We start from the raw sequence: 13,757 nt of genomic DNA on the forward strand, positions 1-13,757 counted from the left end.
ATTCTCACCATAAAAGAAAAAAATTCCTCTTCACTAATATTAACTCTTACTCGTCAGAAATCTTTATATCAGCATCGCTTAATCCCTTTTTAAATAACACAATGTAAATATGTTAAATATAATTAAAAAAAATTGCACACAAGTACTTAATTATTATTTATCAATACTCTTTTAATAGTTTTTTATAAGAATATCATGTGTAATAATGATTTTCATATTTTCAAAAAAATCAACCACAATTTTCTCGGAACATACTCACCTCGTCTTTTTCTTTTTATGCTATAACAAATGTAAGCCAATTAATTTGGCAAAATGAAAGGAGAGGATGATTAATGACAGACAATATCTATAATCAATTACACCTTGAACTGAACGAGCAACTAGATTTAATTAATAAGAAAAAAATGATGATGGGATATATTAGATCAACAAGTAATCAACATGATTTAACAAAAGAAGAAAGCAATAAAATTATTGGGGCTTTGATATCAGTGTGTACCTCTAAAAATCACAAAGAATATGAATATTACTCTGAAAATATTCTTGATTACATAAAGGAACTTCTTACACGGAAAATTTAATTGTTAATATATTAAAACAATTGAGTTCAGAGAGGAATGAGCAAGTATGACAGATTAAAGAGAAGGGTGTGTTTTTATGAACGATATAAATCAAGTTGTTGAAAAAATGAAGCAGTTGTTTATAACGGTTAGATACAAATATATCAAACTTAATGAAGATGGTAGTTACCATACATTCAATATTTATAATAATGACAAACATGTAAGTCTTAATGATGGGTTTTTGAAATCCCATATACTGCAGAAAAGTACTTACGGCATTTTTTGCAGGAAAATACATACAAAATTTATCACCTTTGATGTGGATGTTCCATTTATACCGGAGGCAAAAAAAGTAGTATTGGCTCTCTATGAGTCATTAAACACTCTCGGAATCCCTACGGATAAAATTTTCACCAGTTGGAGCGGTACAAAGGGATATCACGTTGACGTTTATTTTTCAGAGGAAATCCCTTACAACTCAATGAAGGTACTTTTTAACGCAGCAGTTTCAATTACATATAACTTACTAGATGGAAAAATAAATGGAAAAATCGAACTTCGACCAACACCCACTAAGGGGCTGAAACTTCCCCTCAGTATCAATCACAAAAATCGAGATAAAAGTAGTAATGTCTGCTGGTATGTTGACGTGCAAAATAATTTTACTACTTTTCAATCCTTTGATTATTTTTTAAGTATTGAACCCATGAACGCTGAAATTGTGATGGATTTAATATCGGATTTACAGGAAGATGACGAGGAAGTACCAAATATAGAAAGTGAAAGTAAAGAATTAGATAATACTGCTCTGGGGAACTTGGATCTTTCAGAAGATACACTGGATTCCTTAGCAGATTTATACAAAAATGGATTAAGGAAGCCGGGCACTAGAAATGCTGTTACTTGTAAAATGGCCGTTTATTTAAACACTTTAAAGGAAAGCAAATCTGAATGTGAACAAAAACTAAGGCAATGGATGGAGCGCCAAGATAGAGCATTTTTCAAGACCCCACTTGAAGAATGTTTTAAAGAAATAGCGAGAATCGTTAATTTAGTTTATAAAAAAAATGTTGTGTTTTCCAAAGGCTTAACAAAAATTATTGTATCCAGAAGTGAAATGTTAACACTGTATCAGTACCCAAAAAAATTTCATAAAACACTTTTTGCTTTATTTATTCACTCAAAACGATTTGCAGATAGAAATAATGAGTTTTTTATGACTTATGAACAAATTGCATTGGGTGCTAAATGCTCTGTCAAAACAGCCATAAACCATATTAAGATACTTGAGCAAGAGAACATTATTAGAATTGCAAGATCACCCAAATATTTAAGAGGAAACAAGCCGGAAAGCCATCCAAATTTTTATGAACTTAACCTAAATTGGCTCAATGCAGACAAGGAAGTTTCTATTAGTGTGAGAGCGGATAATGTAAAATCCTATCATGAAAAAAAGATTAAACTCATTCTGGAGATATTCCCCAATAATGAATGGTGGAATATTAGTGAGTTACTAAATACAGCACTAGAAAAACAATCTAAAGAATAATAATTAAGTACTTGTATGTAAATTGATTCAGTCATATTTAATCATATCGTTATGTGTAATTGTCTACAAAAAAAATAATAAAAGCGTGTAAAACTTATGTAGTTCACACGCTTTTGTTTGTCTTTATTCATTACAAAGAAAGGAATCCCCACAATTTACAGCAAAAGAGAAGGTTACATCGTGAAAATGCAAACATAATGTACCTTTAAAGAAAAGAGATTATTTATAACATTCCACAGATATTTTCTAATACCTTTATTTTTATCTAAAATCTTCATTTGTATCTCTTCCATATGTTTTAAACATTGATAACTAACTTAGCAAGTAAAAAACAAATGAAACAAATAAAACCATCAATTATTGGTGACGCTACTCACTTCAATTTTCAATCTAGTAGGAACCAACTTTGGTTGTAATTTTTATTTCTGAATCTTTTTCCCTTTCTATCTTCACCTTAATATAGCCCTTCAATATACTAAACCAAATCCACCCCCCTATTAAGAGAAATACAGGGATATATATTGCGAGGAAAACATCCCTTTTGAAATAATAAATCGCAATGCCAGTAACTATATATGCAATCATCTTGCCAGCAAACATTGCCGTATAATGTATTTTATTTAATGCTTCGTAGTCATTATCTAAGTCTATATAGAAGTATGTAAATGCCCTTTCAAAAAACGCTCCTCCTAATGCTAACAAAAACAGAGAAAGCAAGAGATAGTCTGTTGTAGATAATTCTAAGTTCCAAAAAGATAGCGGGTAAAAAATGAGCGTGAACAAAGACGCATATAACAACCACATAATATAAAAGACTAATTTATGTGAAAATCTCGTAATTACGTATTGCAATGTATGGCCCCTTTCCCCAAAATCATTTGGAATAATTTGTATACTATTATACCTGATAATTGCTTAAAAAGCAGCGTAAGAGCGGCTATTTTCACTATTAAAAAAACAAGGATTTTACTCCTTGTTCTGTCAATTTTTCGGATCAAGTTTTTGAACCTCGTTTAGGCACCTAAAAACTTCATCTTGATTCAATATATATTCCGACAAAATGGAATAGAGGTTATGAACCATTTCATCAAAGGTATGGTAGCCCTTATTAAAACAGATAATGTTAAAAGTGCCCCTATCCGTATCGCTATTCCGTTTTTTTGCTAACTTATGCTGTTTGCGGAAGATATAAATTAAATATAAATATTTGGCTTCTTCCCGAACGTTTGTGTCTGTTAAACTAATACGCTCGAACCTTGTGAACAAAATATTGTGTTCTCGGTGACGAAATTCAACAAATTCTGTGTCCATTCCTTCAACTTTAAAGTGCTCCTTTTTCATGAGTAATCTCCTCCATTGTCTATGCATTATTTAATATGTATACATGTTAAACACGAATACACGTTTCCCTTTTGGTCAATAAAAAAAAGAGCAGAAACAAATCCACTCTTTTAATTCCAAAATTTCCATTTAATGTTACGCTGATAAAGAAGTACTCCATTGCTCAATTACTTCATCGACACTTGCTAACCAAGCAGTTGAGTCATTTCCTGCATCAATGTTTTTATTAAATATGTTTGCAAGGAGACTCTGTAAATCTTTATGATTTACTCTAACACCTTTCTCATTTAGTTCTTTTACCTTTTTCAAAACATTTATATACTGATTTATTGTGAGAGGGATAATTTTTTGTACTCTTCCTTCATAGCCTAATTTAACACTCATCCAAAAAGTATTTAACGTGTCACGATGAATGTTAGGAGCAATGAATAAACAATAATTATCTAGAGACTTGTTTAAGTCTTTATCTTCAAATTCCCTTAAATGTCTCATTATAGGTTGTCCTTCATTAAACCACTGATCACGGCCTCTAAGAAGAGTTACCTCACAAATCATGTTAAAAGAAGAATACTTACACTCAATATCTGGATTATTACCCGCAGCAGTAAATAATGGTAAGTTATCATCCCCGACTGAGTAATTAGGTGTAATTTCCTTTGCATCATCTAAAGCCATTAAAGATAACGTAGTATAATACTCTAGGTTTAATGGATCTTGGCCACTTATGCTTCTTTTTCTTGTGGCTAACTCTGTTAACTTTTTAATATATAAATCTATATTTTCTAAACTTCTCTCTCGTAGTATTGATAAATCATTATTTAATGTTTTTATTATTTCTCTTAATTTTGCTATTTCTTTGTTATAATCATTTATACTCGAAAGTTCAACTTTGGTCAAAGTGAATTGGTGGAGAGCCTGATCTCGATATTGGTTGTTTATATCAGTTTGTAAAGACCTCGCTTGTTCTAATAAGTTTTCATAAACAGATTTTAAATCACTTAGGTTCTCCCATGGTAGAGCAGGTTTATCGATATCAGACATATAAGTTAAATAAGCCTCAGCATTTTTAAAACTTATTGCTCGCCCATCAAAGTTTTCTAATAGCCTTTTAATCTCTACTCTTCTAGTAGGGGCTAAATCGACATATCTACCATTTCCTCTGTAGTAAAATAACTTTGTTTGTCTAAAGTATCTTATTGCAGAGTCTCCATAATCATAGAGGTTATTAACTTTAGTTTCTACTTTTTTCTTCTCACTAGGTTTTAATTTAAAGACCTCTATTGCAGTTTCAACAAATCTTCTTTCAACATAACGTTGTGCTGCATTTTTATCTAATGATCTCTTTTCTTTCCTAAATTCAATAATTTTTGACACACGATCTTTGATATCTTTATAATCAATCAAGGTTGTTAAAAATAAGGAAAACTCTTCTTTTGATACTCCAACAGGTTTATGCCCTAAGTTTTTCCATTCTTTATTTACCTTACTAATAACATGCATAACTGCAATAAAGGGTACGATATCAAAGTCCTTGTATCCCTTGTCAGTCGGATTTGGTAATTGCCATTTTAAAAAGTATCTAAAGAAAACATTAACTAAGTCTACTTCTTCATTGATTAATTTTTTTCCTAAATCGGTTATTCTAACCGCACCCATTGATTCCTTAGCAATTGCCAATCCCATCTTAGTAATATTACTTACTGCTGTTCTTCCTCTCATGGCATATGCCATTTCTTGATCATTATTGAAACTCTTGTTCTCATAGTGAACTTGACTTAAGATATCTTCTAATTCTTTATTAGTAAACTCTTCAGGATCTTCAAACTTTTGCTTGTAATAATCTGAAATTCCTGTAGGTGTGTACAATTTTGTTTTAATTAATTCTTTAAAAAATAAGCCTTGTGTTTTATCATTAAAAGGTCTTCCTTCAAACCTAGAAAGCACCTTTAAAAAATCAACTATCCGTTCGGGATTTCTCAAAGTTGTACTTATACTCCATGTACCCGGCATATAAACTCCCCCTAGATGAATATGTTTGAAAACTCTGAACCATAATTCCTCTTATTTTCATTAAAATTTCCAAAGAATTCTTGGTTATAATGAATCCCTTTAAAATCGGAAAAATAATCTCTATTATTAGAATTATAATTCTTCATATCGTGTAACCACCCTAAGAAAATACTTCTACTTATACAATACTTATTCTCAGAAGTAATGCCTCTAGCAGTGTCCAAACTTAAAACTTCAATTACTGAGATTTTTTCATTAGGATTATCACTATAGTTAATTAAAAATAATCTGCCATTTAACTGCTGTTTTGTATTCCATAATGATATATACTTTTGTTTATTATCACTTGAACTACCCGTCCAACAATACCTCATTGGATGGGCTTGTATATTATTTATATGGTGATTTTCCCTTTTAAGAAATTCATATATTACATATTCATTTGTTGATGGTATATATTGGAATAAATCTAGATCAAAACCTTTAGTGGTATCACCATTAAGCAAATTTTTGGTTAAGACAAGACCATTATCATCTTGAAATTGGTTGTCATTATAAATGGATTGTAATAAACCATTTACATAACTATCAATGTTTGTATTTCTAGCAGCCCCTAATCCCTTTGAATTGCTTTGTCCGTCAATATTATTTACTCCTCTAAACCACTGTTGAAGTTGATCAAAAGTCAGGATATAACCATTTGTTTGATTAATGTAAGGATTTATCTCAATCAAAACGTACTTATTAATTCCTTGTTGATAAAAAATAAATAATCTTACTGCATGTTGATAACCCCTAAGAAAGTTAATTTTACCAACTTCTACATTACTAATCATAGTAAATAATGCTTCCCAAAAATGCCCTTGATTAAGTAACTGATTATTATTTCCTATAAGACCATTAATATTATTTACTTCCATAAATTCAAAGAAGTAGTACTGTCCATTGGTATTAGCATACTGAACCCTATCAATTGTGTATAACAAATAGCATCTTCCTTTTTCTAGAATCTAATATACTACTACCATCATAATTCATATTACCTATTTGTTAAATAGTTTCCAGAAATATATAAGAAAAAACCTTCCCAACAATGCTGGAAAGGTTTCATATTATTTCTTATAATTAGTGATTAGTACTTCAGAGGTCTTTGTTGTCTTTTCTTTAATTTGATAGTTAGAATTATTGTAATTATAGTCTAGATAGTTAATTTCATAATTTTTAGCCCAATTTATTAGAATTGTATTCTCTTTGCCCTTATGTTCAAGTACATTTGATAATGCAAATTTAACACCTTGTGAATCTAACTTATCTAATAGATTTAACAGGTCATATTCTTCAGTTTCAGTCCACCCATTTTGTTCATTATATGTTGCAGTTGAAATTAAATAAGGAGGATCTGCATAGAGAAAATCCCCTCTTAAAAGTTCTATCTCCACTTGACGGAAGTCGTCGCATACAAAATCTATATCCTTATCCTTTATTACCTCAATAAACTTATTTAAGTTTGACTGAATTTTGTCATTAAAATCTCTTTTACCAACAGGAATATTGTAATGACCTTTTTTATTAAATCTTATCTGATTATTAAAACCATAAACAGTTAACAGATAAAATAGAAGATCATAGTAAGTGTTGTCACTTGTCCGACAATTGTAATCCTCTCTTAACTTTAAAAAACGCTCTTTGTTATAAAAAGCAAGTCCATTTCCAGACTCACAACCATAATGAGAATATCCATTCTTCTGGGTATCAGTTAACTCATACTTTAATATTATATTAGAAATAATATTAAACACATCTTCTTTACTTGTGTTCTTTAAAGTATTAAAAAGTCGTAAGACCTCTCTCTGCTTGTCTATGCCAAGCATATTCCCTTTTGCACTAACATTGATAGCAACATTTGCCCCGCCGCAAAATAAATCAACAAAATTATTTATTTCTTCGGGGAACAAAGGAACAATTTGCTTTAATAATTTATGCTTTCCACCTGTATAATTTAAACATGATTTGAGATACTTCGTATCTGTTTGTAACAATTTTATCACCTGCTTATTTCACAAAGATACAGTATTTCCTTATGATCTTCAATGTTTGTTTTTCCAGTAGTATAGGCTTGGAAATCCGTATCAAAAATACTCACCTTACCTCTGGTTTCTAGAATCTCTACTATTTCTTCAGCAGAAATTTTTGCATTTGAACGGCCAACACCTTTTTGTGCCATATTGTTATAAGAAACAAGAATATACTTACCAGAGATATTCGAAATTAAGTCTTCAAAAGCCTGAGTAGCCTTCATAGTACAATAATCACTCTTAATATGAGAACGGTTTATCATTTTTTTGGCAACTCCTGAAACTTCAGGTTTCTTCCATTCTGCGATATTCTCTAGGAGGTGATAAGCATCTCCATATTGACGTGAGTTATAAGGAGTGTCTATATAAATCAAGTCTGCACTTATTTTTCTAACTAATTGGTTCGCATCCTCGTTAAATATTCTATTTCCTTTATTATAATGATCATTAAATTTTGGTACTAAAAGTTTAATTTCTTTCAAAGAATCTAATTTTCTTCTATAAGCGTCATAATGCCCCACTGTATTAGCAACTTTATCCATAGCATAGAGCAATGAAGTAATAAGGGTTGCTTTTTCACGAAAATTAATTTCCTCTGATAATCTCTCAATTTCTTCCCTAATATAGCCTATTTTTTTAGCATTATATTCTGAAAAATAAGTACCACCATAATGTTTTGATACATAGTTATCTTCAGTAGGCTCAGCGTCATTAAATTGTTTAATTATACTCTGTATCTTTTTATAATCAATTTTTTCGTCACTAAACCATGTCCAATATGCTAAGTGATTTGAGTACAAAATATCATTAACAATTATGTTTTTGCCGGCAATGTTAAATCTATCAGCAACTACACCTGTTCCACCAAAAATATCTGCCACAGTGTTTACATTTATACAATTCTCATTAACAACCTTCCATATGAATTCTAATAATTTATATTTACTGCCTAAATATCTACGATTTTTGATATTCAATTTTATATCATTTTCAATTGGTAGAGACAGTTGCTTCTCTTTTTTTCTAATTACATTTGTTATTTCACTTACGTGTTGTTCAGTCCACATTCTCCAGCCTCTCCAATCTTTCTTAGGGGCAGAAATATCTCCAATTTTCACCCAATTGTAGAGTGTTTGCCTTGTTAGATTAAATTGTTCTAATAATTCTTTAGTACGTATTTGTTGGTTCATTTCCCCACCCCATTTACGCATCACCGCATCGTTCTATTTTTACTATTTCGATTATATCATCAACTAGAAGGCAATTAAACGTTTTTTTCTGTCGAATTTTAGAGAATGTTAATGGCATGCTTCATAAAAGCCATGATGTTATACTTTTAAAAAGATGAATCCTTTTTTGATATAAAGAACTTATGGAGGTAGTCATGGGATTTCCAAGGTTTGATGGTAATAAAGGAAGCAAAGGAGTAAATTTAGTAGAGAGAAAGGTTATAGAGGAGTTGGGCTGGATATTTAGAGAGCAGCCTACACAAGATTATGGAATTGACGGTCATATGGAAATCGTTGACGATGAATATGTAACTGGAAGACTTGTCGCTATTCAGATAAAAGCAGGAAAAAGTTATTTGAAAGAGGAAATAAGTACAGGGTTTGTATTTAGAGGTAAAATAGAACATTACAACTATTGGAACAACCATTCATTACCTGTTATTTTGATATTGTGTGACCTTGAAAATGATACTTGCTATTGGGAACAAATTAATAAAGATACTGTAGAATTAATCTCAGACACTAGTTGGAAAGTCACTGTTCCAAAGGAACAAATAATAAATCAAGAGTCCTTATCTAGTCTAAAATATATTGCCGAGAATACCACAGATTATGAAAGACGCTTAAATTCATTAGTTCTATCAAGAACTTGGATGGAGGAACTAATGAATGGAAATAAAGTAATTTTGGAATCAGACGAATGGATAAACAAAACATCTGGGAGAGGATCCTTAGTTTTGAAAGTTATAGAATCAGATACGGAATATGAGAAAGTTGTCCTGAACTGGCCAATGGTATTCTTCCCTTTCGAAAGTTATGAAGATGTATTTCCAGAATTGTTTCCTTGGGCAAATTTCTCAGTTGATGAAGATTTTTATGAAGAATATGATGAAGCAGAATTACTTGCCGATAATGCTGTTTGGGATAAGGAAGAAGGAGAGTACATAGTATTTGGAGATATACAAGAGTGGAAACAGGAACGCACTGATATTAGACCTTATGCTATTCTTTCTGGGGAAGTAGCATCTTATCGACTATACTTAAGTCTCAATGAACTTGGGAGTTCGTTTTTACTCTTAGACAACTATCTAAGAAATGGGTTTGAGAAAAGGGACTCTGAAAAAAACAATAATAAACACGATAATTGGTTTTAATAAATGACTATTCTCTGTTCTGGGAATAGTCTTAATTTCTTTTTGATACTGAGATCCCATAGTTCATAACCCATTTTAAACCTACCTAAAGGCTCTATTTTGCAAAGTTTTATTAAGCCAGCACCTAAATGTGTGTTATGTAATTTAAAATTGATTCTAGGGCTATTTTAAAGCCCATTTTATGCATATTCGGGACAGGCTTCGTCTTTTGTTAATTCTCTTTCCAAAAATTAAATAAAAAAAGACAAAGCCCTCACAAAAAAGGCTTTTAATTAAAGTTCTAAAATAGAAGGAAATCTAATTGTGAAATAAAACATTTTACCAATCACCTATTTTATCTAATTTTGAAAATGCCTCAGAATTTACTACAAGTTTTCCTTCACTCTTATTAATTAAGTTAAAACCAACAAGATATACATTAATTCTACTCATTTGAACTCTATTTGTATGTTTTGCTCTCTTTCCATATCTTTCTTCATATAGGGCTACCCATTCATTAAATAAATCTTTATTATATTTTGGCGCATTCTTATGAATTAGGTATAAAAGTTCTAAAAATCCAAAGTAACTATAAATAAAACCTTTAGATAAATAACTTATATCTTTAGTTTGCAGGTAATTTTCACTCATATTAGTCAATTTAACTATCTTATTACTTTGCCTTAGTAGATTTGCTCTTTCTAATATAGGTCTAACGTTAAATGCTGTATTAAAGGAAACTCCAAAAGTTTCCATTATTATAGTTGTTAATTGTTCATGATTAATTTCTTCATGCTCTTTTACTATTAGTAAGATTGCCTCTATATCCTCAACTAAAGTGTCATTCTTTCTTGGAATTGCTAATATTGATTTATACCTATCAACAGATTCTTCTATATCATTTTTTATTTTAGTTAGTATTAAATTTGTCATTATTCCCCACCCTCACGTACTTACTAAAATCCATACTATCCTGATTAATATTTCAAATTTTTGTACAATTTTTAGCAGTCAAAATTCTGCATAGACCACTAATGACAAAAGCAATCCAAGTTATAAATATGTGATATTCAAATATAGTTATCACTAATCAATGTAAAAAGCATAATAGACATATATTTATACTCGAATTTATTATTCTTTAACTGTACTATATATCCTTTTTAATTATCAATATAATAATGTCGAATATAGTCGGTGCCTGTTATAATTTTCCTATAAGTCTATTAGGAGGGTTTTATGTGAATAGTTATTTTGCGAAATTTTACAAGTGTGCATTACAAGTAAATCCTTTTGATTATATTAAATATAGAGGGAAAGAACATTCCTTTACTGAAGAAGAATATAATCACAGTATTTACGAAAATTGTATTAAAGAAGGCATTAAGGTTGTTGGACTTGCTAATCACGGTGATGTTCAAAATTCAAAGTCTCTCAGAAATTACCTACAAGAAAGAGATATTGTCGTTTTTCCCGGTTTTGAAATCTCCACTTCAGAGAGAGTACATATTGTATGCCTGTTTGATGAAAGTACGAATGAACTCCAATTAGAAAGGTATCTTGGCTCCTTAGAACTTACTGATACAAACGACGGTATTTCACCAAGTAAATTAAGTTTTATCCAAATTGCACAAAAGATAGAAGAATTGGGTGGTTTTTGGTATGCCGCCCATGTAACACAAGATAATGGCGTATTGAAACTTCATCAATACCCTATTTGGCAATCTAGATTTTTAAAAGCGGCACAAATTCCAGCAAAACGTCATGAAGTAGAAGACAAATTTATTAATATTTTAAAGAATAAAGACCCCAACTACAAAAAAGACACATCCTTTGCTTTGATAAATGCAAAAGACGTAAGTAAACCTGAAGATATATTAATAGAGACTGCAAGTTGTCTGGTTAAAATGTCTGAACCAAATTTCAAATCTTTTAAATTAGCCTTTCAAGATCCTGAAGCAAGAGTAAGACTTACTTCTGATTTAAATGAGGTTCATCAAACTTCAATTGATCAAATAAATATTTTTGGGGGTTATCTCGATGATTTTGAGATAAAATTATCACCTAATTTAAATACCATTATTGGTGGACGCGGTACTGGTAAATCCACATTGATTGAATTAATTAGATACGCACTAGACCAAAAACCTAAAGGAAAAGACGCCAAAAAGACATTTGATAATATTATAGAGGCAAATCTTGGTGCGGGTGGTAGAGTAGAACTTTTGGTAACCTCACATAAGCAATTTGGTAAACAGTTTAAAATAATTAAACGGTTCAACAGTCCTATCGCTATTATGAATCTTGATGGTACAAAGTCAAAACTAGAAATACATGACATTCTTCCTAACATTGAGATATATAGCCAAAACGAAGTTGTTGAGATAACTGACAGTGAAAATGCAAAATTACAAATTTTAAATCGCTTTTTGGGTAAGCATAACAGTTTTGAACAGGCTAAAGAGGAGAAAAAAGGTAGTTTAAGGAAAAATGCATCTCTCCTTTTAGAAAAATTAGAACGATTTGATGAACTATCTTCCAAGATAAATAAACTACCGAGTTTAAAGGAAAAACAAAGAACCTACGACGAACTTGGTATATCACAAAAATTGAATATTCAAGGACAAATAACAACTGAAGAGAGATATATCCTAACTTGTAAAGAAAATATAAAAAAACATTCTCTTCAGATTCAAAAAGCAGCAATCCCTTTTAATGATGAGTTTATTGAAAAGACCAAAAATGGTAGTATTTTTAAAGATTTGAAGCGGGAAATTAATGATTTCAACGAGCGGATTGAGCACCTTCTAGCCCAATACACTGACATAAAATTATCTACTTTAACTGCCCTTGATTCTTTAAGTGAGAAATGGCTAGTTGAAAAACAAGGTGCTGAAGTTGAAATTAAAAAAGCAATAAAATCATTAGGGGATCTAAATGGACAGAATGGTCAAGATATTGCGAAAGAATATTCCAATACTTTGGAACAAATAGCGAGCATAGAACCTCTTACTCAAGAACTCTCGCTATTAGAACAGGAAATTAGTGATTTAGAATATGAAAGGGATAACTTAAGAGAACAATTAAATGTTATAAAAGATACAGAACTTGACACGCTTAGAAAAGCAGTAAAAAAAATCAACAATAAAAAGTTACAGGGTAAAGTTAAAATAGAAATATATCCTAAGAAAAATCGAGATTTTTTAATAAACTTCTTAGCACAAGAAAAAGGTCTCGGAGTTCAGGGGCTGAAGTGGCTTGAAGAGATAGAAACTTTTGATATAACTAGTTTTATAGAAAATGTCAAAAATGGTAAAGATGCTTTATATAACGCTTACAAGTCATATGGTTTACAGCAAAATAGAGCAGAAATTATATCAGCAATGAGCAAAGAACGGATTTTAGAATTGGAGATTATTGATTTACCAAATATTATTGACATACAACTCAATGTATCCTCAGGTAAAGAGGAAAAATATAAGTCTTTAGATAAATTATCAAAAGGACAACAATGTACAGCAGTGTTAAATATACTTATGTTAGAAAATGAAGATCCTTTAATTGTAGACCAACCAGAAGATAATCTGGATAATGCATATATTGCAAATAATTTAGTAAAAGGTTTAAGGGAACTAAAAATTAATAGACAATTTTTATTTGCAACTCATAATGCTAATCTTCCTGTTTTTGGAGATGCGGAACTAATTGGTGTAATGGAAGAAAACGAAGGTACAGGCTGCGTCAATGAAGAGTGTTTAGGTTCAGTTGATAATAACTACGTAAAAGAAGCAGTTGTAAATACATTAGAAGGCGGAAGTATGGCCTTTATCATGCGGAAAGAAAAATATAACATATAA

At 30.6% G+C, this 13,757-nt stretch carries 11 protein-coding genes; 4 read left to right on the forward strand and 7 right to left on the reverse strand.

From position 1 onward, the window contains the following. The first annotated feature begins 332 nt into the window (after positions 1-332). Together BQ5321_RS22960 and BQ5321_RS22965 are read left to right on the forward strand one after the other, a co-directional pair. A complete protein-coding gene (locus tag BQ5321_RS22960; protein WP_071396656.1) occupies positions 333-581 on the forward strand; it encodes a hypothetical protein in 249 nt (82 codons plus the stop codon). 76 nt (positions 582-657) lie between these two features. Further along, on the forward strand, positions 658-2,112 hold the full coding sequence (locus BQ5321_RS22965; RefSeq protein WP_071396657.1) for a helix-turn-helix domain-containing protein: 1,455 nt from the start codon (positions 658-660) through the stop codon (positions 2,110-2,112). A gap of 390 nt (positions 2,113-2,502) precedes the next feature. On the opposite strand, the gene BQ5321_RS22970 is transcribed toward BQ5321_RS22965, so the two are convergent. The 6 genes from BQ5321_RS22970 to BQ5321_RS24565 all read right to left on the reverse strand — a co-directional run bounded on the left by BQ5321_RS22970 (position 2,503) and on the right by BQ5321_RS24565 (position 8,728). Further along, a complete protein-coding gene (locus BQ5321_RS22970) occupies positions 2,503-2,964 on the reverse strand; it encodes a hypothetical protein (protein WP_071396658.1) in 462 nt (153 codons plus the stop codon). 129 nt (positions 2,965-3,093) lie between these two features. Next, positions 3,094-3,453, reverse strand: coding sequence for a hypothetical protein (locus tag BQ5321_RS22975; RefSeq protein WP_071396659.1), 360 nt, complete (start codon positions 3,451-3,453; stop codon positions 3,094-3,096). Between the two features lie 135 nt (positions 3,454-3,588). Beyond that, positions 3,589-5,463, reverse strand: a complete 1,875-nt coding sequence (locus BQ5321_RS22980) for an AlwI family type II restriction endonuclease (protein ID WP_071396660.1) — start codon at positions 5,461-5,463, stop codon at positions 3,589-3,591. An 11-nt stretch (positions 5,464-5,474) separates the two neighbouring features. Beyond that, on the reverse strand, positions 5,475-6,449 hold the full coding sequence (locus tag BQ5321_RS22985; protein WP_071396661.1) for a hypothetical protein: 975 nt from the start codon (positions 6,447-6,449) through the stop codon (positions 5,475-5,477). Between the two features lie 126 nt (positions 6,450-6,575). Then, a complete protein-coding gene (locus BQ5321_RS24560) occupies positions 6,576-7,502 on the reverse strand; it encodes a Dam family site-specific DNA-(adenine-N6)-methyltransferase (protein WP_199794633.1) in 927 nt (308 codons plus the stop codon). Positions 7,503-7,507: 5 nt separating this feature from the next. After that, positions 7,508-8,728, reverse strand: coding sequence for a DNA adenine methylase (locus BQ5321_RS24565; protein ID WP_234978445.1), 1,221 nt, complete (start codon positions 8,726-8,728; stop codon positions 7,508-7,510). Positions 8,729-8,922: 194 nt separating this feature from the next. Between BQ5321_RS24565 and BQ5321_RS22995 the strand changes: the two genes are divergently transcribed. Then, positions 8,923-9,921: a DUF4365 domain-containing protein gene (locus BQ5321_RS22995; protein WP_071396662.1), complete on the forward strand. Its 999-nt coding sequence runs from the start codon at positions 8,923-8,925 to the stop codon at positions 9,919-9,921. A gap of 318 nt (positions 9,922-10,239) precedes the next feature. Here the strand turns inward: BQ5321_RS22995 and BQ5321_RS23000 are convergent, their stop codons facing one another. Further along, positions 10,240-10,833: a hypothetical protein gene (locus tag BQ5321_RS23000; protein ID WP_071396663.1), complete on the reverse strand. Its 594-nt coding sequence runs from the start codon at positions 10,831-10,833 to the stop codon at positions 10,240-10,242. 308 nt (positions 10,834-11,141) lie between these two features. Between BQ5321_RS23000 and BQ5321_RS23005 the strand changes: the two genes are divergently transcribed. Beyond that, positions 11,142-13,757 carry a TrlF family AAA-like ATPase gene (locus BQ5321_RS23005; protein WP_071396664.1) on the forward strand — a complete coding sequence of 872 codons (2,616 nt, stop codon included), beginning with the start codon at positions 11,142-11,144 and terminating at the stop codon, positions 13,755-13,757.

Origin of the sequence: Bacillus tuaregi, assembly GCF_900104575.1 — a bacterium.
Lineage (GTDB): Bacteria > Bacillota > Bacilli > Bacillales > Cytobacillaceae > Bacillus_BD > Bacillus_BD tuaregi.